The 23,587-nt window shown below is 34.6% G+C and carries 14 protein-coding genes; 11 read left to right on the top strand and 3 right to left on the bottom strand.

What is annotated here, in order from left to right:
- Positions 1–7: 7 nt before the first annotated feature.
- On the bottom strand, positions 8–157 hold the full coding sequence (locus tag V8G56_RS00895; protein ID WP_395436559.1) for a DUF5989 family protein: 150 nt from the start codon (positions 155–157) through the stop codon (positions 8–10).
- Between the two features lie 18 nt (positions 158–175).
- Positions 176–583, bottom strand: coding sequence for an SxtJ family membrane protein (locus V8G56_RS00890; RefSeq protein WP_395436558.1), 408 nt, complete (start codon positions 581–583; stop codon positions 176–178).
- Between the two features lie 207 nt (positions 584–790).
- Between V8G56_RS00890 and V8G56_RS00885 the strand changes: the two genes are divergently transcribed.
- The 3 genes from V8G56_RS00885 (at position 791) to V8G56_RS00875 (ending at position 5,738) form a co-directional block, all read left to right on the top strand.
- Positions 791–2,155, top strand: a complete 1,365-nt coding sequence (locus V8G56_RS00885; RefSeq protein ID WP_395436557.1) for a CotH kinase family protein — start codon at positions 791–793, stop codon at positions 2,153–2,155.
- A 68-nt stretch (positions 2,156–2,223) separates the two neighbouring features.
- On the top strand, positions 2,224–4,200 hold the full coding sequence (locus tag V8G56_RS00880; RefSeq protein ID WP_395436556.1) for a protein-disulfide reductase DsbD family protein: 1,977 nt from the start codon (positions 2,224–2,226) through the stop codon (positions 4,198–4,200).
- A 47-nt stretch (positions 4,201–4,247) separates the two neighbouring features.
- The gene (locus V8G56_RS00875) at positions 4,248–5,738 is read left to right on the top strand and encodes an aminotransferase class V-fold PLP-dependent enzyme (RefSeq protein WP_395436555.1); all 1,491 of its coding nucleotides are present in this window, start codon (positions 4,248–4,250) and stop codon (positions 5,736–5,738) included.
- Here the strand turns inward: V8G56_RS00875 and V8G56_RS00870 are convergent, their stop codons facing one another.
- Positions 5,739–6,383 carry a class I SAM-dependent DNA methyltransferase gene (locus tag V8G56_RS00870; RefSeq protein WP_395436554.1) on the bottom strand — a complete coding sequence of 215 codons (645 nt, stop codon included), beginning with the start codon at positions 6,381–6,383 and terminating at the stop codon, positions 5,739–5,741.
- Positions 6,384–6,592: 209 nt separating this feature from the next.
- Between V8G56_RS00870 and V8G56_RS00865 the strand changes: the two genes are divergently transcribed.
- The 8 genes from V8G56_RS00865 to V8G56_RS00830 all read left to right on the top strand — a co-directional run bounded on the left by V8G56_RS00865 (position 6,593) and on the right by V8G56_RS00830 (position 23,475).
- Positions 6,593–9,397, top strand: a complete 2,805-nt coding sequence (locus tag V8G56_RS00865; protein WP_395436553.1) for a helix-turn-helix and ligand-binding sensor domain-containing protein — start codon at positions 6,593–6,595, stop codon at positions 9,395–9,397.
- Positions 9,398–9,601: 204 nt separating this feature from the next.
- A complete protein-coding gene (locus tag V8G56_RS00860; protein ID WP_395436552.1) occupies positions 9,602–12,655 on the top strand; it encodes a SusC/RagA family TonB-linked outer membrane protein in 3,054 nt (1,017 codons plus the stop codon).
- Between the two features lie 8 nt (positions 12,656–12,663).
- Entirely contained in the window at positions 12,664–14,190 is a 1,527-nt protein-coding gene (locus V8G56_RS00855; RefSeq protein WP_395436550.1) for a RagB/SusD family nutrient uptake outer membrane protein, read from the top strand.
- Positions 14,191–14,206: 16 nt separating this feature from the next.
- Positions 14,207–16,228, top strand: coding sequence for a hypothetical protein (locus V8G56_RS00850; protein WP_395436549.1), 2,022 nt, complete (start codon positions 14,207–14,209; stop codon positions 16,226–16,228).
- A 25-nt stretch (positions 16,229–16,253) separates the two neighbouring features.
- Positions 16,254–17,129 (top strand): glucan endo-1,3-beta-D-glucosidase, encoded by an 876-nt coding sequence (locus V8G56_RS00845; protein ID WP_395436548.1) that lies wholly within the window; start codon positions 16,254–16,256, stop codon positions 17,127–17,129.
- A gap of 724 nt (positions 17,130–17,853) precedes the next feature.
- A complete protein-coding gene (locus V8G56_RS00840) occupies positions 17,854–21,078 on the top strand; it encodes a glycoside hydrolase family 2 TIM barrel-domain containing protein (protein WP_395436547.1) in 3,225 nt (1,074 codons plus the stop codon).
- A gap of 7 nt (positions 21,079–21,085) precedes the next feature.
- Positions 21,086–22,507, top strand: a complete 1,422-nt coding sequence (locus V8G56_RS00835; protein ID WP_395436545.1) for an Ig-like domain-containing protein — start codon at positions 21,086–21,088, stop codon at positions 22,505–22,507.
- 32 nt (positions 22,508–22,539) lie between these two features.
- Positions 22,540–23,475, top strand: coding sequence for a glycoside hydrolase family 16 protein (locus tag V8G56_RS00830; protein WP_395436544.1), 936 nt, complete (start codon positions 22,540–22,542; stop codon positions 23,473–23,475).
- Positions 23,476–23,587: the final 112 nt, after the last annotated feature.

Raw genomic sequence — 23,587 nt, 5'->3', positions numbered from 1 at the left:
TAAAAGTTTAAAATATGGAATAAATAAATGGAGCTATGGCTGAACCACTTGTTAATACGATTAATACTCCAAATACTAATAACACAATAATGATTGGTAATAACCAAAATTTTTTGCGGGCTTTTAAAAAGGCCCAGAGGTCTCTTAAGAATTCCATGATTAAAATTTTATTATATTAATAAGGGTTTTCAATATCTTCTGATACAAAAGTATGATTTCGTGTCTGCATTACAGAGGTCTTACCTTTTTTAAATTGAGATAATTGTAATGAATCTTTACCGAGGAGTCTTCTGAATACGCCTACTGGAATAACCAAAATAAAGTATATAATGCTTAATATGATTTTTGAGACAATGGTTCCTAATAATTGTGATAAGCCAAGCCAAATAATTGCAAATGGATAATAAAACATTGGGAATGTCATATTCATAATCAAAACAGGAATGGCTATTTTATAATAAAGATTATTATGTGAAAACAATCCAATTAACAGTAATAGAAGCACTGCGGCCATACCCGTATCGGCAGCCTGTTTCGTTGAAATTGTTCGAGGGAAATAACCCCATAGATCTTTTTTTTTCATATTACATTTGTTTCAATCCTATATTAATCTAGGGGTATCCATATTATCTGTCTAAGATAGTAAATCTTTAAGGGTCGTTAATGATATATTTACTCTATAGGCTCATATTTTCGTTGTTTTAACCGAATGATGACCTAACAATAAATTAACTGCAAATTTAGATACTAGTGAAAATTGAAATATCTTTATAGTTTAAACAAAATGATTATGAAAACGTTACTTAGGTTTATTTTCATTGGGTTTCTTTTGGCAGGTTTTTATACTTGTAATAAAGAAAACCCTTCAATAGATGAAGAAAATCTGCCCATTGCTAAAGTTGAATTGCCTCAAATTAACATAATCACTAATGGTGTAGAAATTGTAGATGAGCCTAAAATTACAGCGGGAATGCTTGTTTCTGCTGATGATGTTATTGATTTTTCAGGAATCATAGGTATTGAAATCAGAGGGTCTTCGTCACAAATGTTCCCTAAAAAACAATACGGAGTGGAAACACGGGATGAAGCGGGTGACGGCCTTGACGTCTCTATACTTGGTTTTCCCGAAGAAGAAGACTGGATTTTATATGCGCCATATAGCGATAAGTCCTTAATAAGAAATATTCTTATTTATGATTTATCAAGAGACATAAACCGATATGCAAGCAGAGCTAAGTTTGCAGAAGTAAGTATTAACGGGTCGTACAACGGCCTATATGTTTTTATGGAAAAACTCAAAAGAGATTCGAACCGAATAAATATTAATAAATTAAATGTGGATGAAAATAGCGGAGAAGATCTTACGGGAGGTTATATTTTAAAAATTGATAAAGCCTCTGGATTTGATGAAACACTATATACCTCAAATAATTCAATAACTTCAAAATATGCTCCTAATAACGCTTTGTTAAACCAAAAAATATACTTCAATTACGACACGCCTAAAGAGGAAGACATTACCCCTGAGCAAAAAGAGTATATAACGAATTACATGAATATTTTTGAAGATGCTTTAGCTGGAGAAAATTATACTGACCCCAATGAAGGCTATTCAAAATATATAGACACCAATAGTTTTATAGACTTTTTTCTGCTTAATGAATTATCAAATAACGTGGATGGGTATAGATTAAGTACTTGGCTTACAAAAGATAAAAACGAAAAACTTAAAATGGGCCCAATATGGGATTTCAACTTAGCTTTTGGAAACGCTAATTATTGTGGAGGCGGAGAAACTAATGTTTGGGCATATAAGTTTAATGGGCGTTGTTCCAATGATTTTTGGCAGATACCATTTTGGTGGGATCGCTTACTTACAGACCCTGCATTTATTGTTCAAGTGCAGGCGCGCTGGCAGGAATTGCGCAGCGGAGCATTTTCAAATCAAGCCATATCAAATAAAATAGATAGTTATACGGAAATGCTTAATACTTCTGGTGCTGTGGAAGCAAATTTTCAAAAATGGCCAGTTCTAAATGAATATGTTTGGCCAAATAATTATGTAGGAAATTCTTATCCTGCAGAAATCAATTATATTAAAAATTGGATTGATCAAAGATTGTTATGGCTTGACACAGAAATTATGGCATTATAATAAAACTGTCTTAAATTATTCTATTTGACAGCTTAAACCTTTATTTTTGATCCATTAATGAGTAAATAATGAAAAAAGTAACCTTATTTATTGCACTTTTAACAATTTGGTTAGGACAAGCCCAAATTTTAGAACCGGTTAAATGGTCAACCTCCGTTGAAAAAGTTTCAGATTCCGAATATAAATTAATTTCAAAAGCTACTATTGAATCAGGCTGGCATTTGTATTCACAAAATGTGCCGGAAGACGGCCCAATTCCAACATCATTTGTATATGATGATTTTAACGGAGCCTTTAAGTTTATAGACAATACATCAGAAGAAACAGGACAAACAATAGACGATCCTGTTTTTCAAATGAAAATTAAATTTTTTGAAAAATCAGCTATTTTCATTCAAAAAGTGGAAGTTTTAGGAGAAGAAACTGTGGTTAATGGTTTAGTAGAGTTCATGGTGTGCGACGATAGTAGGTGTTTGCCTCCAACGGAGGTTGAGTTGGTTTTTAATTTATCAGAATCCAAAAATGCCATAACTACCAGTACTGATGAGCAAAATATAAAATCTGATACTATAGAATCATCATCAACCCAAAACGAATCACAAAAAGGTCTTTGGGGGATTTTCTTTATAGCTTTTCTGTCGGGTTTTGCCGCTTTGTTAACGCCCTGTGTGTTTCCGATGATACCCATGACCGTAAGTTTTTTCACCAAACAAAGTAAAACGAAGGCCGCTGGCATAAAAAATGCCATTATTTATGGAATTTCTATTATTGTGATTTATGTGCTTTTAGGTACAGCGGTTACCGCTGTTTTTGGTGCCGATGCTTTAAATGCATTAGCTACGAATGTATGGTTTAATATCATCTTCTTTTTATTATTAGTTGTTTTTGCAGTATCCTTTTTGGGTGCTTTTGAAATTATGTTACCAAACTCATGGGCCAATAAAGTGGATTCAAAGGCAGATAGAGGCGGACTTATTGGGATTTTCTTTATGGCACTGGCATTAGCAATTGTATCATTTTCATGTACAGGTCCCATTGTTGGAACTTTGTTAGTGCAAGCGGCCTCAAAAGGAGGATTAGCTCCTATTATTGGGATGCTAGGCTTTTCACTGGCCATTGCGCTACCCTTTGCATTATTTGCGGCGTTCCCGGGTTGGTTAAATTCATTGCCAAAATCAGGAGGCTGGTTAAATACAGTAAAAGTGGTATTAGGTTTTTTAGAATTAGCCCTGGCTTTTAAATTCCTTTCACAAGCAGATTTGGTTTTACAAACACATATTTTAGAACGAGAAGTTTTTCTAGCCATCTGGATTGCTATTTTCGGGACTTTAGCTTTGTATCTTTTTGGAAAACTTCAATTACCGCATGATGCGCCATTAACTCATATTTCTGTTGGAAGACTTAGTTTAGGTCTCATAGTTTTATCATTTACTATTTACATGATTCCGGGGCTCTGGGGCGCACCATTAAATCTTATAAGCGCTTTTCCACCACCACAAAACTATAGTGAGTCTCCATACGGAGTGGGATTTTCAAAAGTTGGTGAAGCAAGTTCACAGTCCAATACCAATCACGATAATTTACCGGAAGGGGCCCACCTGTTGGCTCCTCACGACATTTTAGCCTTTAATGACTATGACAAAGGCCTGGCCTATGCCAAACAAGTTGGAAAACCTGTAATGATTGATTTTACCGGATGGGCTTGTGTAAATTGCAGAAAAATGGAACAAAAGGTGTGGCCTGATCCAAATGTTTTAAATATTTTAAAAAATGAGCTGGTGCTGATTTCTCTTTATGTTGATGACAAACGAAAACTTGAAGCGGATGACGTTGTAGAATCAAAACTAAAAGAAGGCAAGCAGTTAAAATATATTGGACAAAAATGGAGTGAGTTACAAACGCTTAAATATAAAGCCAATTCACAACCATTTTATGTGTTGATGGACCACAATGAGGAAAACCTTATTGATCCTATTGCTTATACGCCTAATGTTGATGATTATTATAACTGGTTAACAGAAGGTATTTCTAATTTTAATGATTAAAGAAATTATTAAGGAAACATCTTTTTTAGAAAAAATATGAACAGGTAATGGTTAATGAAAAAGAAAATAACACCAGTCTTGAGACTTATTTTTCCACTTTTAGAGATAACATTGTTGGCGTCGATCAAGAGTTTGAATCTCCATATGGTAAGAAAAAGATCATTTATGCTGACTGGACGGCGAGCGGCAGGTTGTATAGGCCTATTGAAGATAAATTATTAAATGAAATTGGTCCTTTTGTTGCCAACACGCATACCGAAACCTCTATAACAGGGTCGGCCATGACCACGGCGTATCATGATGCCAGAAACATTATTAAAAAACACGTCAACGCTTCTAAAGATGATGTATTAATAACCGTTGGAACAGGTATGACGGGCGCCATTAATAAATTCCAGCGGATTCTTGGGATTAGGCTGAATGAAAACCTGAAAGACCATACCCAAGTGCCTGATGAAAAAAGACCAATTATATTTGTGTCTCATATGGAACACCATTCTAATCAAACGTCTTGGTTAGAAACGATTGCTAAAGTTGAAGTCATCCAATCAAATGAAGAAGGATTGCCGTGTTTAAAAAATCTGGAAGATTTATTGGAGAAATATCAACATGTACCTTTAAAAATGGCAGCTATTACAGGCTGTTCTAATGTCACGGGAATCAGAACAAATTATCACCAAATAGCCAAAATAATGCATCAAAATAATGGCCTTTGCTTTGTAGATTTTGCCTGTTCTGCGCCGTATGTTGATATTGATATGCACCCAGAAGATGAAGAGCAATATTTAGATGCTATTACCTTTTCACCACACAAATTTTTAGGCGGGCCTGGTTCCTCAGGGGTTTTAATTTTCAACAAAAAACTGTATAAAAATTTGGTGCCAGACAATCCTGGAGGTGGAACCGTATCGTATACAAACCCATGGGGGAATCATGACTATATTGATGATATAGAAACCAGAGAAGATGGCGGAACCCCAGGGTTTTTACAAGCTATAAAAATTGCTCTGGCTATTAGGCTTAAGGAGCAAATGGGGGTACAAAATATTTTAGACAGAGAGCATGAACTCAATGCCATTATTTTTAAAAAACTTTCTAACATCCAGAATCTAACAATTCTTGCGCCAGAGCATACTGAAAGGTTAGGCGTGTTTTCTTTCTTTATTGAAGATGCCCATTATAATTTAGTGGTCAAACTTTTAAATGACCGATTTGGCGTCCAAACCAGAGGCGGTTGCTCTTGTGCAGGTACTTATGGTCATTATTTACTGCACGTAGATCAGCTTACCTCCAGAGCCATTGAACAAAAAATACTGGAAGGCTGTTTAATGGAACGCCCGGGATGGATTAGAATGTCTATTCATCCAACAATGACCAATGCCGAAATAGAATTTATTTGTGAGGCTATAAAAGAGGTGGCCAAAAACTTTAAGGAGTGGCAAAAGGATTACAGCTATGATTCTATAAAAAACGAATTTATACACAAAGGAAACCATAACATTGAGCAGAAAATTGTTGGTGATTGGTTTAACATGTAATTAGCTTTCAGAGATTTTGCTCACTATTATGATGGTATGAATTTCTTCCGTATGATCAATTTTAATATAATGTTTGTGAATGAGATGCTCTGTTTTAAAACAATTTGCTTTAAGAGTTTCTTGCAACAGGTCTAAAGGATGATAATAAAAGTACATTTTATCACCATTACTACCAACCTGATACCCCGATTGATTATAGTCACCTTCTACAAAACTCAAGTAAAGGATGCCTGTTTTTTTTAGCAGGTTTTTACAGTGAGCAATTAAATTTATTAAGTCAGATTGTGACAAATAAGGTATACAAAAACCACAAATAATGCCAGTATATTCCTTTTTCAAACGGGATATTTCTCTTATATCCATTGTAAGAAATTCTGCTGACGGACTATTTCTATTAGCTAATTCAATCATATTTGAAGACACATCAATAGCTGTAATTTGTAATTCAGGATTTTTTGTTAGCAGATATTTACAAATGTTTCCTGGGCCACAACCAAGATCAATAATATTTAACCCTTGTTGTTTTTTTACCAAACTTAAAAATTTATCATAAGTATCATTGTACAAGTCTAGGTGCATAAACTTGTCTTGATAAAGCGGCGCCAATTTATTCCATGTTTTAAAAGTCTCTTGGTATCTATCCACAATAATGGTTTTTATTATAAATTTAATTCATTTTACAATAGGGTTTATTTCGTAACCCCTTTGTTTTTTATAATTGATATGATGTAGTGGTGTGATATATCTGGTTTATGAACCATACAAATGATGGTTATTTTTTAAAAATACCTTGTTTTTCATATATTTAAATTATATTAGTAACTTAACATTATAGCTTATTAACCAATACTATTATGAATAGGTTTTTTTTGTTTGTAACCTTTATGTTGCTTGTGTTTTTTGAATCACCTGCTCAAGAAACGCCCCCAATAGAAATATTTACGCCCAAAGATTATGGTGCAGAAAATCAAAATTGGGGCATTTCACAATCAAAGGATAAAAACATATACATAGCAAATAACAAAGGATTGTTGGAGTATAATGGAGCCGCCTGGAAATTGTATGATTCTCCAAATGAAACTATTATGAGGTCGGTTAACGTGATTGATGATATCATATATACGGGTTGCTATAGAGAATTTGGGTATTGGAAAAAGAATGATTTTGGAACCTTAAACTATACCTCATTATCTCAAAGATTAAACATTTCGTTTTTAGATGATGAGGAGATCTGGAACATTATTGATGTTGATGAATGGGTATTGTTTCAATCTTTAAAAAGAATATATATTTATAATAAAAGGGAAAATAATTATTCTGTTATTGATTCCAACACCACTATCTATAAAATCTTTAAAGTTAACGGAAGTATTTATTATCAAAAAACTAAAGACGGGATCTATAAAATTGAAAACGGTAAATCTACTTTAGTTATAGATGATAATGTAGTAAAAGAAAATTTACTTGTTAATATGTTTTATCATTTAGGGCAATTATTGATTGAGACGGAAGACAATGGTTTTTATTTTTTTGAAAATGATACTCTTAAAAAATGGGAAATTCCGGCCAACAATGTCATTTCAAGTGTCAGTGTTTATAGAAGTGTTCAATTAAGTGATAACAGTTTTATTTTAGGAACGATTGCTGATGGGATTTTTCATTTATTGCCTAATGGAGAGCTAGATTATCAAATTAACAACTTTAATGGCTTAAGTAACAATACGGTTCAATCTATTTACGAAGATTTAGAAAGCAATATTTGGCTTGGATTAAATAATGGTATCAATTGTGTTAATATTAATTCACCGTTTAGTATTTATAATGAGATAAATGGAAAAATTGGAACAGTCTATGCCTCTTCGGTTTTTAATGATATGTTGTATCTGGGAACCAATCAAGGATTGTTTTATAGGCCCTCAATTTCAAAGTCCGAATTTAAATTTATTGAAGGGACACAAGGACAAGTGTGGTGTTTGGTTCAATATGATAATGCCTTGTTTTGTGGACACAATTCAGGAACCTTTATAGTTAATGGAAATAAAGTTAAATTGATTTCAGATATTCAAGGTGCCTGGAATATGATCCCGATAGAGGGCAATCCAAATATCATGTTGCAAGGCAATTATGACGGGTTATATGTTATTGAAAAGAAAAATAATGAGTGGAAACTCAGAAATAAAATTCGGGGCTTTGATATTTCTAGTAAATTTTTTGAAATGGTTGATACTAACCAGTTTCTGGTGAATCACGAATATAAGGGAGTTTTTAAAATTAAGTTAGATAAAGAACTAATAAATGTTTTGGAAGTCTCAAAGGACACGTCAGTTGAAAAGGGTATAACATCAAGTCTTATTAATTATAACAACCATATTTATTACGCGTATAAAGAAGGCGTTTTTAAATATAATAATGATAAGCAAACCTTTTTGAAGGATACCTTATTGAGTAATTTAGTAGATGAGGTTGAGTATTCTACTGGGAAACTTGTTTACGATAAAGAAAGGAACAAACTTTGGGGTTTTTCTTCCAGAAATTTAAATTTTATTGCGCCAGGTAAATTAAGTAGTACTCCAAAAGTCAGGAATATTCCGTTCTCAAAAGTTTTACCTAGAGGACTGACTGGCTATGAAAATATATCCTATTTACAGGATCAAAAATATTTAATAGGTGCCTCTTCCGGATATGTCATACTTGATTTGGATAAGATTCAGGAAAAAACGTATAAGGTTAATATTTGTTCGGTAACAATAAGCGATTTGGATTCTAATCTGGAGAGTGTAAAAATCGCTGAAGAAGGCAAATTTGATAACAACTTTAACAATGTAGAATTCACTTTTAGCGTCCCTGAATTTGATAAATATTTAGACACAGAATATCAATATCAATTGGAAGGTATTGATACCCATTGGAGTCCATGGTCTAAAGATTCAAACGCTACGTTTAAATATTTGCCATTTGGAAACTACACGTTTAATGTAAGAGCAAAAACCGGAAATACTCTTTCCAGTAATATAGCCTCCTTTAATTTTAAAATTGAAAGACCATGGTTTTTATCAAACACAATGATATTTATTTATATCATAGCGTTATGGTTATTTTCATTAATTGTTCACAATGTTTACAAACGTTACTATAAGAAGCAAAGGGAAAAATTGTTATTTAAAACCCAGCAACAATTAGAGCTGAAGGAATTAGAAAACCAGAAACAGCTTATGAAGTTTAATAATGATAAGTTACGTCAAGACATAGAGACTAAGAACAGAGAATTAGGAATTTCAACAATGAGTTTGATAAAGAAGAATGAATTTTTAAATAATATAAAAAAGGAATTAAAAAACGCAGAGGATTCCAAAAACCTAAAGCATGTGGTTAAAATCATTGATAAAAATTTAAACAATTCTGATGATTGGAATTTATTTGAAGAGGCTTTTAACAATGCTGATAAAGATTTCTTAAAAAAGATTAAAAATAACCATTCTACTCTTACTTCAAATGATTTAAGGCTTTGCGCTTATCTTAGGCTTAATTTATCATCAAAAGAGATTGCCCCACTTTTAAATATATCACCAAGAAGTGTTGAGGTTAAACGCTATCGTTTGCGCAAAAAGATGGGCTTATCGCATGAAGATAGTCTTTCAGATTATATTTTAGAAATATAAAGGACAAAACAGTCTCTTTTTACCTATACATTACCACAACAAACCTCTTTATTGATTTATATACAATTTCTTGGAAGGACTGTTATTGTTAACGTTATGTTAATTAAGCTATTTTTTAAACCGTGTATGTTTTTTGTTGAGGTGTTTTATATATTTCTTTTGTTAATGATTTATAAATTTATCTAAACCTTAAATTATTATTTTATGAGACATACGCTCTTTAAATTTCTTGCTTTATTTTGTATGGCATATACCAGTGCTCAAAATGTAGACATAAGCGGGACTGTTCAGGACGAAAGTGGAATACCTATTCCTGGAGTTAATATAATTGTAAAAAACACGTCTAGAGGATCAGTTTCTGATTTTGATGGTAATTTTACAGTAACAGGTGTTGAAATAGGTTCAACGCTTACCTTTAGTTACATTGGTTACATTACAAAAGAACTGGTTATAGCGAATAGCAATAATGTATCCGTGACATTGCAAGAGGACATTGCTAAGCTTGATGAAGTAGTTGTTATTGGTTATGGTACTCAAACCAAAAAGGAAATTACGGGCGCGGTCAGTGTTGTTTCAAGCGAAAGTATTGAGGCATTAAATCCAACAAGAATTGAACAGGCATTGCAGGGCCAGGTTGCAGGGGTTAATATTACCACTCAGTCTGGAACTCCAGGTGGAGCTTCAACTATTAGTATAAGAGGGGTTTCAACTAACGGTGATAACAGACCTTTAATTTTAGTTGATGGAAACATTATTGAAGACCTCAGCGTTTTAAACCCAAATGACATTGAAAGTATGAATATACTTAAAGATGCTACTGCGGGTATATATGGTGTTAGAGCAGCAAATGGTGTTATTCTGATCACAACAAAAAAAGGACGCAGAGAAATGCCAATTACTGTTGAGTATAATGCTTACGGAGGGTTTCAACAAACCACTCGTAAAATTCCTGTTTTAAATGCCACAGAATATGCTGCTATTGTTAATGAAGCTTATGCGGCTGGAGGAAATACACCTCCTTTTACAGATTTGTCAAGTTTAGGAAAGGGAACAGATTGGCAGGATTTATTATTTGAAGATGCACCAACTCAAAATCACAATATTCTTTTTAGAGGAGGTGGAAAAAACTCTACATATTCTTACAGTGGTTCTTTTTTAACACAAGACGGGATTGTGGGCGGATCAAAGTCTAATTTTACGCGTTTTACGAATAATGCTAGCTATAGTTTAGAATTTCTTAAGAATTTTAAATTTACTACGGGTCTTACATTAATGAGGACTAACAAAAGAAACCTACCGGAAAATTCAAATTCTTCACTGCTTTCTAATGCTATTAATATGGCACCTACCTTTACGGTTTATGATGAAAACGGAGACTATACATTAGCAGAAGGCTTAGGAGGTGAAGTTATAAACCCTTTAGCTCAAATAGATGACACTTTCAATAGAGGCAAAGTTATGAAGTTAAGCGGAAACGCAGGATTATCTTATAAATTTCTTGATCATTTTACGGCCCTATCGAGTATTCAGTGGAATTATGCAGAGGTAGCAGGTAAAATTTTTGAACCTATCGCGTATTTTGGTAGTGGAAAAAACAGTAACGTTTCAAGAAGTAGTGTTAGAGAGACTTTAGATTATTATAAAGATTACACATTTGATGCCACTATTAGTTACGAAAACCAATTTAATGATGTACACAATATAAGTGCTGTTTTAGGTACTTCCGTAGTAAAATCTACTGGAGAATTTATGGGAGCTACTGGATATGATATTATAGACAATAGGTTTGAAAATGCGAGCATTGAGCTAGCAAGTGATGTTGAATTAGATAGTAGGTTCACAGGAAGAAATGGGTTTTTTGATACTAGATTATTGTCCTATTTTGGTAGACTACAATATAATTATGATGGAAAGTATTTGATATCAGCAGTAGTAAGACGTGATGGATCCACAGCATTTGGACCAGAAAACCGTTTTGCTATATTACCTTCAGGTTCTATTGGATGGATAGCCTCTGATGAAAACTTTTTAAAAGACAGTAATTTTATTAATTTCTTAAAGATAAGAGCTTCTTACGGAATTCTTGGTAATGATAGAATTCCAGGGTACAGATATATTTCCCTCCTTAATGGAGAAGGCACTTATATCTTTGACGACGAGGAACTTATTGGTAAAGCCAGTGGTGGTATTGCTAACCCAGAGATAAAATGGGAAAAGCAAAAAACTTTTGATATTGGTTTAGATATGAGATTTTTAGATAACAAACTGGATATCACTGCAGATTATTTCAAAAGAAGAACGGATGATTTACTAGTAATCCCTCAAGTTTCAGGTTTACTAGGTACAGGAGGGCCACCGGTTGTTAACGGAGGTGAAGTAGAGAATGAAGGTCTGGAATTTGCCATTGGTTACTCAGATAACTTTAGCGAAAACTTTAAGTTTAGTATTAAATACAATGTAACCTATCTTAGGAATGAGGTGTTATCTGTAAATACAGATACAGGTTTTTTAACTGGAGGAGAATTTGGTATAAGCCAACCTACTCCATCTAGAATGGAAGCCGGATTCCCGATGGGATATTTTTATGGGTATCAAACAGCTGGAATTTTTCAAAATCAAGCAGAGATTGATGCCTCACCAATTGGAGATATAGTCCCACAGCCTGGTGATATAAAATATGTGGATCAGCTAACGGTTGACACTAATAACGACGGTATTCCAGACGCTACTGATGGAGTTATTACTTTAGCCGACAGAGTCAATTTAGGTAATCCAATACCAGACGCCACGATGGGTCTTAACATCTCTTTAGATTACAAGAATTTTGATTTTGGGGCTTTTGTATTTGCGTCAATAGGAAATGAAATTGTACGTAATTATGAGCGAGGTCAACAGAAAACAAACAGAACAATCTCATATTTAGACCGTTGGACTGGAGAAGGAACAAGCAACACGTTCCCAAGAGTTACAAATGGGGCTACACCTAATGGTTTATTCTCAGATTTTTATGTTGAAGATGGTTCTTTTGTACGATTACAAAATGTACAATTAGGATATACCTTCTCAGATAAATTACTCGAAGATTTGAATATTAGCAGATTACGCCTTTATGTTTCAGCAAGTAATTTATTTACACTTACTGAATATAAAGGATATGATCCTACAGGCTCTACTGGTGCGCCTATAGGAGGTGGAATAGACCAAGGGTTTTATCCTAGTGCTAAAACATTTTTATTAGGAATTAACTTAAAATTTTAATAAGTATTATGAAAAATTTAAAAACTAAAAATATCTTGATATTATTTGCTTTTATCGCGATGTTTTCTTGTGCTGATGATTTTATTGATGTGCCTTCACTGGATGAAAACTCAGAGGATTTTTTCAATTCAGAGGAGCAATATCAAGAGGCTTTAATTGCCGCATATGATTATTTACAGGCAACCGCTCAACAAGTTCAAGTAGGTGAAATAGCTTCAGATAACACGCTGGCCGGTGGAGAAAGCGCTACAGATACACCTGGTATACAAGAAATTGACGACATGATTCATACACCGGTAAATCCTATATTAAGAAATATCTGGACCTGGATGTATACAGGGGTAAATCGTACTAATTATATTATGGAGTTTCAGAATAAGATAGAAGATTTCCCTGGTAAAACGAGTGTTTTGGCTCAGACAAGATTTTTAAGAGCTTTCTATTATTTTGAATTGGTAAAATGGTTTGGAGATGTGCCATTAGTACTTGATAAACGAATGAAATTTGGCGATCAATTTAATGTAGACAGAACACCAAGAGATTTAATTTACAAACAAATTGTAGATGATTTAAGTTATGCGGTAGCAAACCTTCCATATACGCAAAGTCAAACAGGAAGAATTACAAAAGGTGCTGCAGAAGCGCTTTTAGGTAAAGCTTATTTATACTGGGCAGAGCAACCTTGGTCTAAAATTGAATTATCCGAATTGTCTGATAGCGAAAAATTTTCTAAAGCGGCTACAGCTTTGGAGAATGTCATAAATAACGGACCTTACCAGCTATTACCTTCTGCTACGGCCCCATTAATGTGGGAAAACGATTATGAGAATAATATTGAATCCGTTTTTGAAATTCAATACTCTGATGTTGATGGAGGTTCTTATGGTTGTTTCGAATGTCTTGAAGGGAATTACGCGGTTGGTTTTAATGGCCCAAGAGGCTATGTAGGGCCTGTGTTTGATTTTGGATATAGTTTTAATGTTCCTACTCAAGATGTGGTAGATGCTTTTGAAGATGGCGATATCCGTTTAGACTATTCTATTTTGGATATGCAGAAGTGGCTTAGTGAAAACCCAACAGCCTCTTATGATGCAGACGCTGGTTATGAACAAACCGGCTATTTTAACAGAAAATATATTGCACGCTTGGGAGATAAGAACATTCCGGATGCAGCGCTTACAAACCCTAATAACTACAGAGCCATAAGGTATGCTGATGTGTTATTAATGGCTGCTGAAGCTTTAAATAGAGGCAGTATCAGTGACGATAGAGCAAGAGGCTATTTAAATGAGGTACGAAATAGAGCTACCCTTGCAAATGTAATAACTTCAGGAGCTAATTTAACAAATGACATTTATAAAGAACGTCGTGTTGAATTGGTAGGAGAAGGACATCGTTTCTTTGATCTGGTAAGAACAGGAAAAGCAGCTGGAACCATTCCGGATTTTCAAGCTGGAAAACATGAGTTGTTCCCGATACCTATTGAAGAAATAGAATTGTCTGGAAATAGATGGCAACAAAATCCTGGATACTAAATTTAAAAAAAGAACTATGAGAACATTAAAATATTTATTAAGTTACAGTTTGGCCTTGTTTGTACTTTTTAGTTGTACAGAGGACGAAAATAATTTAGATTTTTTGACCACAGCACGAGCCCCTTCAGAAGTATCTGCTTTTTTTCAGATAACGCCGGATAATTCAGGGCATGTAACCATTGTCCCTAATGCTATTGGGGCTGTGTCATATAGCGTTACACTTGGAGATGATGCTATTACAGAACCTGTTGTGGTTGCACAAGGAGAGAGTATAGAACACATTTATGCAGAAGGAACATATCCTGTTACTATTGAAGCCACAGGATTAACTGGGTTAAAAAATAAAGTAACACAACAATTAGTTGTTTCATTCCGTACACCTGAGAATTTGGCTATAACCGCTAGTATAGATGATTCAAATCCTTTTAAAGTAAATGTTTCTGCCACGGCTGATTTTGCAGCATCTTTTGAGGTGTATTTTGATACTTCAAATCCAGATGAAGAACCAACACCATTAATGTTAGATGGCACTGTAAGCTTTATATATCCTGCCGTAGGCGATTATACTATAAAAGTAGTGGCCTTAAGTGGCGGAACAGAAACTTCTGAACTTACTGAAGTAGTAACAATTTCTTCACCCGTAGAATTACCAATCGATTTTGAAGTTTTTGATGCGAGTAAGTTTATTGGATTTGGCGGGGCTTCTGCATCTGTAGTAGATAACCCAGATACAAATGGGAATATTTCTGCTAAAGTAGGTCAAATAATCAAAGACGGCCCAGAACCATGGGCAGGAGATGTAATTATTTTATCTGCACCTATTGATTTGAGCACCAAAAAGATTATTAAGTTAGATGTATGGTCTCCTCGTCCCGGAGGAAAGCTAACGTTTAAATTGGAAAATTTAGATGATAACACCATTGCTCTTGAGAAAGAAGTCACTTTAATTGGAAATAGTGCATGGGAAGAAGTGCTAATTGATTTCAGTGATATTGATGTGACAAAAACCTATCAAAAACTGGTTTGGTTCTTTGATATCGGTACAGTTGGTACAGGAGGTTCAGACTGGACATTTTATGTAGATAACATAAAACAAGTGGCTCCAAGTTCAGGACCAACAGTCTTTCCCTTAAATTTTGAGGCACCATTTCAATTAAGTTCTTTTGATGGCGGTGAAATTTCTGTGATAGCAAATCCTGATACTAATGGAAATCCTTCAAGTATGGTTGCTAAAATGGTAAAAGGAGCAGGACAAGTTTGGGCAGGCTCCAAAATCACTTTGGATTCACCATTTGTTTTAGGAGCAACGGAGTCAATAACCGTAAAAGTATGGTCTCCAAGAGTGGGATTGAAGTTATTAATGAAATTTGAAGATGCGGTGCCGTGGCCGGCAGTTAGTGGAACGGCAGAAATAACCGCCACAACAACAGTGGCTAACGCTTGGGAAGAATTAACTTTTGTTTTTCCTAGCATAGATACCGCTATAGATTGGTACAATATGGTGTTGATTATGGACAATGGTACGGTAGGAGATGGTTCAGCAGATTTCACTATATATGTTGATGATATCTCTACAAATCCAACTTTAGATTTTGAACCAAAGTACGCATTAAGTTCTTTTGATGGTGGTGAGATTTCTGTGATTGCAAACCCTGATACTAATGGTAACCCATCAAGTATGGTTGCTAAAATGGTAAAAGGACCAGGACAAGTTTGGGCAGGCTCTAAAATTACAGTGCCTATTCCTTTTGATTTGGGTAGTTCAGTAACAATTACAGCGAAGGTATGGTCTCCAAGAGTGGGATTGAAGTTATTAATGAAATTTGAAGATGCGGTGCCGTGGCCGGCAGTTAGTGGAACGGCAGAAATAACTGCAACATCAACAGTAGCTAATGCTTGGGAAGAATTAACTTTTGTTTTTCCAACGATAGATGCCGCTATAGAATGGTACAACATGGTATTGATTATGGACAATGGTACTGTAGGAGACGGTTCAGCGGATTATACTATATATATTGATGATATTTCAAATAACTAAATTCAAAATTTTTAAAGATAGAATTATGAAAAACTTAAAATATATACTCGGTGTTTTTTTAGCACTTTTAGTATTTACTTGTCAAGATGATGAAGCGGAACTGGGCGCACTTATAGCGCCGACAAACATCGATTTAACTGTTGATATTGTTGGAGCTGATGCCACTAATCCAAATGGAGATGGAAGTGGAACGGTGAATTTTACAGCAAACGCAGATAATGCAACAGCAATTCATTTTGTAATACAAAATATAACCAAACTGGCAAAAGGCGGTTCTGTTTCTCATGACTTTACAGTACTGGGACTTAATACCTATCCGATAACGGTTATTGCTTATGGAACCGGAGGAATGTCTTCAAGTAAAACATTTGAGGTTGAAGTATTATCTCTTTATGAACCACCTGCAGACTTACTAACTATGCTTACCTCTAATTCTTCAAGAGTATGGAGAATTAAAGGCGAGGCTAAACCTCACTTCGGTTTAGGACCGGTTGGAGGATCAACTCCTTTTGAATGGTATAGTGCTGGTGCAAATGAAAAAGATGGACTCGGTATGTATGATGACCGCTATACTTTTAATATTGATGGAACATTTACGGCTGTGACTAATGGCGACGTATTTGGACGAATTACACTTATCGATGAATTAGGAGGTTCTGGAGGTACGATAAACAGCAATGACGTTGAAAATTATCTTTATGATGATTATACCGAACAATGGTCTTTATCGGCTCCCGCAGGCGTAGAAACCCTTAGCTTAACTGGTTTGGGCTTCGTTGGTTATTATGCCGGTGGTAATCATAAATATATCATCTTTAGTCGTTCAGCTGATGAAATGGTATTAACTACAACTGATGGGAATAATGAATTTAATTGGTGGTTTACATTAGTACCTGAATAGGAACTAATTGTTTATTGCTAATGAATAAAAAAAGGGGTGTTTAACACTCCTTTTTTTATTCATTATATAATCAAAATTTTTAATTATCGAGTTAGAGAAAAGAAAGACACTATTTATTTTTTATTGTATCAATTCCTAATGGATGCGATAATGGTCTTGATGCCTGAATTCTTTTGTTAGGAACTATGCCTATAAATTTTAACCAATTGGGAAGGAAAGCGATTGCTTTAGTTTATATCATTAATCTCAAGTTCTATGTTTATTTTTTAAGGTCCATACCTTTTTAATAAAGCCTTAAAATAGATTTATTAGGATTTCAGAATGACCGTTAAATTCTATAATTAATTCATCCGATAGAACCGTATTGAACGCAATAATAATAAGACACAGATTTTATTGTTAAAATATAGGCCACAACACATAGGTCTATTTCCCATACATTACCACAACATATCATATTCTTTTATTAATTCAAAAAAGAAGAATTACCAATAAAGCGTTGCTATTGTTAATATTTCGTTAATACTCAGTTGGTTTTGTAAGATGTATGTTTTTTGTTGAGGCGTTTTAAGTAAAGTTGATAATATTATATTTTATCTTTAAATTTATACAAAATGAGAGTTGAAGCGACTCTTATTAATGGCCAAATATTCTTTATATTCAAAAATTGATTACAAAGGATTTGAGAATGTTTGTAATGGTTAACTAAAAATCAAATAGAATTATGAAAAACAATTTTCTAGGATTAGTACTTTTCTTGTTTACAATGACTGCGTTTGCTCAGGCGGACAAAGTGAAGGTTGTAAAGGATGATAAAGGGATGAAATTAGTAGTCAATGGGAAGGATTTTATGATTAACGGTATGAATTGGGATTATGTTCCAATTGGCACCAATGTAGTAGATGCTAAATTCTATGAAAAGACAGACGACATTATTAAAGCAGGACTAGATGCTGAAATGGCACTTTTACAGAACATGAATGTAAATGTAATACGTCAATATACTGGTGTTCCCGCTAAATGGGTTAAATATATTTATGAGAGGTATGGTATTTATACCATGCTAAACGACTCTTTTGGAAGATATGGTTTAACTATTGATGGAGTATGGACTCCAATTACTGATTATAAAGATCCTCGTACAAAAGAGTTATTAATGTCAGAAATAACAAATATGGTGACCGAGTACAAGAATGTACCAGGTATTTTATTGTACTTAATTGGTAATGAAAATAATTATGGCCTGTTTTGGCAAGGAGCTGAAACAGAAGATTTCCCTGAAGGTCAAGAAAAGATAAACGCTGTTGGAGAACTTAGAGGTAGGCCTATGTATAAATTAATGAACGAAGCAAGTAAAGCTATGAAAGCTATAGATTCAAATCACCCTGTTGCTATTTGTAATGGAGATGTTTTATTTATAGATATCATTGCCGAAGAATGTAAAGACATAGATATATATGGTACAAATGCCTATAGGGGCGTGTCTTTTGGAGATATGTTTCAAGTAGTTAAAGATAAACTTAACTTGCCTATCATGTTTACCGAGTTTGGTTCAGATGCTTACAACGCCATTGAGAACGCCGAAGATCAAAAAATGCAAGCTTATTACAATGTAGAAAACTGGAAAGAAATTTACCAAAATGCGGCAGGTTTAGGAAAAGCGGGCAATTCCATTGGAGGTTTTACTTTTCAATTTTCTGATGGCTGGTGGAAAGCCGGATTTGATGACAGAAAAGATGCCGATACGCACCAAACTGAATCTACCTGGAATGCAGGTGGATACACTATTGATATGGCATATCCAGGTGCTAACAACATGAATGAAGAATGGTTTGGTATCTGTGCAAAGGGACCAACTAACGAAAGAGGCTTATATACATTATATCCTAGAGCTTCCTATTACGCTTTAAAAGACGTACATAGTCTTGATGTATATGCAGAAGGTGTTGATGCCGAGTTTGTAGATAATTTCTTCAAGAAAGTGAATTTAATGGATGCCGTGTTAAGGGCACGTGGAGACAAAGCTGCCTTAGGTGGTGGAGATACAGAAAAGTTAAGACTTAGTGAATTCAGTGCTAGATTTAGCACGTTCAATACTGGAGGTTCTTTATTAACCACTCCTACATTAGTTGACCCTGATGAGCCAAATAGCTTTCCTAGTAGAACCGGATTTGATCATATGCAATCTTATTTTATTGGGGTTGAAGCAAAACCTACAGCTAGCATGAGAGCGAACGTAAATTTCAATATTGTAGGAAATGTAGCTGCAAATCCAATTAATGAAATATTTTATGAAAATGTTTCCAGACCTGTATCTGTTCAAGGATCTACAGGAGAAGACCTTATTTTAAATGATAATAATAGAGTTCGTGTTTATCAAGCAGAGTTTGAATGGAATACTAAGAAATTTGATTTCAGAGGATTCTATAGAACGGGTCATTATCACTGGGGTTATGAAGGAGATTTCTTTAGTTTATATCCTGAATCAAACTACGGTCCTAATTTAGACATCTATAATGGTGAAATTTTAGGGATGGAAATTGACGGTAAAGGCTCATTAGCAGGATTAAAGGCCGCCATAGGACCTCAATTATGGTGGGGAGCTAACCCAGCCATGTTGTTAAAATATAGAAAGAAATTAGGGCATTGGGATGTAACAGGTATATATCACAAAGATTTTGATGAGTCACTAAATTCTGTGCTTTTCTTTGGAGGAGGTAAAGATGTGCCTTTAGATGCAAATGGGAGACGTGTATTAAACGCGGATCAAGTTCGAAGTGGTGTAATTCCAGCGTGGCCAACAGAAAGAGCGACTCTTGTTTTTGAAAGTGAGTTCGGAAAAGTAGGGTTATCAGTAGGAGGAATTTGGGGAGGACGTCCTTTAAATGGAATTTCTTACCAAGATATAGATGACAATGGAAATGTTGTAGTAGACAAAATTAAATCTAGTGATAATTGGGGAGGTAAAGGAAAAATCACTTACTCAGGAGGCAAGTTTAACTGGTATGCTCAAGGTTCTGTAATGGGACTAGTTGCCAATGGTGGTTTTGATCAAACTCAGACTTTTACAGGCTGGAAATTAAAGGATAGTGGTAGTGGAAATATGGCAAACTTTTTAACAGGGTTTACATATTCTATTGGAGATATTCAAATAGCCCCTAATTTTATGTATCAACAACCTTTAGTTGATCCTATGCCAAACGGTGGAGATGCACCTGGTAGATTAAGAAACGTAATTGACGATCCTTTCGCGGTCAGAAATGGTAATAGAGAAACGACTGCTGGTGAAATTTTATTTACCTATGACCCGACACCTGGTACTTGGATGTATTCATGGGATAATGATAGAGCTGAAGACGCAAAATTTGCTATGAATGCTGGATTTGTTTTCCGCAGACAACCAACAACCATGGATGCTCATATTGGATTCCTTGCTAATCGTCAATTCTTTGCTTTTGGAGAATCTGTGCCAGCTCAAAATTTATGGGAAGTACATTCAAGAATGGTTTCAAAACTTGGTCGTGACTTTGGAATTATAGGAAACTTCTATTATGGTAACGGTCAATCAAATGGAGACTCTGACAGAACGATTACAAGATTTGGAGCTGACGTTAGATCGATTTATAAGAAAATGAAAGTAAATGCTCATGTAAAAGTTAATGATTGGGGTCCTTTTGATTATCATAGAGATTTCAACTTAACGTTCCCATTGCAATTGATGTTAGACATATCTAGTACTATTAGCAAACCAGATTGGTTTATTCTACCTAGTACTCAAATAGGAATACGTGGTACTTGGAGATCATTAAATCAATTTTCGCCAAGATATACTCCAAATGCAACCACCGAGGACACATTTCCCCCTCAACAAATAATTAGTGCGGTCGGATTTCCTAATGGTTCTGAATGGGAAATAATGACTTACATTCATATTAACTTAGGAAAATAAAAAAACTATGAAAACAATAAAAAATATAACAACAAAAATGGTCTTTTCAGCTGCAATACTTTTATTGACCATGCTAAGTTGTGAAAGAGACCTTTCTAATGATGTTGTTCCAGCAACATTTAATAATAGTGCCGAAATATTTACTGATGCGCCTGTTGGACTTACAGATCAATTCTTTGTATCATTTGATCCTGCAACTGGAGCTAACGTAGACGGATTTGGTGTGGATGATAATGTGGCTTATAAGGGAAAATCATCAATAAGAATTGATGTTCCTGCTGAAACGGATCCTGCCGGAGGCTATATAGGTGGTATTTTTAGAGACCGAGGAGAGGGAAGAAATTTAACCGGTTATAATGCCCTTACTTTTTGGGCAAAGGGCTCTACCACAGCAACAATTGGCGAGGCAGGTTTTGGGACAGCTTTTGGGGATGATTTTCCGATAGGTGTTGTAGAAGACAAGTATGCAGTAGCGATAAGAAATATTCAACTATCTACAGATTGGAGAAAATATACGATTCCAATTCCTGATCCTTCTAAATTAGTTCAAGAAAAAGGAATGTTTCTGTTTGCGGCTGGATCAGCTAGTACTGCTGGTATGGGATACACTTTTTGGATAGACGAACTTAAATTTGAAAACCTTAGTAATATAGGTCAATCAAGACCAACAATGCTAGGAGGTTCAACAGCTGACTTCATTTCAGTTCCTGGACAAACTTTAAATATATCTGGTTTTACTGGTACTTATAATTTGTCAAATGGTCAGGATGTAACGGTAATAACTACACCTAATTATTTTTCATTCTCATCATCAAACCCTAGCGTAGCTTCAGTTTCAGAAGAAGGCTTAGTTACTGTGAAAACAACAGGTACTGCGGAAATCACCGCTACTTTAGATGGTGTTTTAGTTAAGGGAGCTGTTAATGTACAATCTTTTCCTGATGCAAGAATTATTTCAATTTTTAGTGATTTTTACGCAAATGTGCCTGTTGATGGTTATAATGGGTTTTATGAACCTTTTCAAACCACTTTAGGGGGTGCAACTATTGAAGATGGTAATAACATTATAGATTATACATTACTAAACTTTGTTGGAATTGAGTTTTATGGAAGGTATGGGGGCCCAGGAGTTGCTCCTATTGACGCTACTCAAATGACACATTTTAATATTGATTTCAGGGTCAATGAAGCTTTAAGTCCATCTGATTTTATTAGAATTGAATTAATAAACAATGTTAATAATGGTCAAACAGGTCATTCATTTACCGTCCCTGCTAGTAGCTTAGCAAGTAATCAGTGGGTGTCACTTAAAATACCATTATCCAGTTTTCCTGGTTTACAAAGAAATGCACTTGGGATAATATTGTTTGATACTGGTGGTAACATAAAAAACTTATCAGTGGATAATATATTTTTCTCAAAAGAATAATTAAGTCAAGCATAATTAAAATTAGATAAAAAATGAAATATTTAAATAGATATACTAGATTCAGTTGGATTAGCAAAAGTAGATTGGCTATGATAGCTTTTGTCTGCATGACCTTTTTAGGGTTAACTAGTTGTAATAAAGATGAGATACAAACAGTAACGACTTTAACCAATCTTGTTTGGAGTGATGAGTTTGATGCAGATGGAGCTCTAGATCCTACCAAATGGGCATATGTTATTGGTAACGGAGCCGCCGAAGGTATTCCTGGATGGGGCAATCAGGAATTGCAGTATTATACAGATAGAGCAGATAATGTTGTTGTTGAAAATGGGATGTTGAAAATTATTGCCAAGCAGGAGTCTTTTATGGGTTCTGGTTATACATCAGGTCGCATAACAACAAAAGGTTTGTTTAAACAAAAATATGGACGTTTTGAAGCGCGTATCAAATTACCCTGGAGTAAAGGTTTATGGCCTGCGTTTTGGATGTTAGGTGATGACATTGCCGGAGGAGATGTATGGCCCGAAATAGGTGAAATTGACATCATGGAAAATAAAGGAAGTGAACCTACAATAACACATGGTACAGTTCATGGTCCTGGTTATTCAGGAAGTAACCCAATTACAAAAACTTATGAATTGCCTTCAGGTCGTTTTGATACTGAATTTCATGTGTTTGGTGTAGAATGGGGACCAGACTACATCAATTATTATGTTGATGATGTGTTATACAATCAAATAACCCCTAATGATTTACCTACAGGTAACCCGCCAGAGAATATCTGTGAAGGACTATCAGAATCGGAATGCTTTGGTATAAACAGAACATGGAATCAATGGGTCTTCAATGAAAATCCATTTTATATGATTTTAAATCTAGCTGTTGGAGGTTCTTTTTCTGGTTTTCCAGATGCAAGTTCTGTATTTCCTCAAACCATGTTGGTTGATTATGTAAGAGTATATAAATAATAACTTTAAGGAGTAGTTTTTTAAATAAATGACTGCTCCTTTTTTATTATTCTTTTAGTTGATGTTTTTGATGAGTTTATATGTTTCAAACTCCTTTATTATTCATTTACAT

This window comes from Gaetbulibacter aquiaggeris (assembly GCF_044003965.1).
Lineage (GTDB): Bacteria > Bacteroidota > Bacteroidia > Flavobacteriales > Flavobacteriaceae > Yeosuana > Yeosuana aquiaggeris.
Note: the sequence above shows the minus strand (reverse complement) of the source record. Positions and strands in the feature narration are given on the sequence as shown.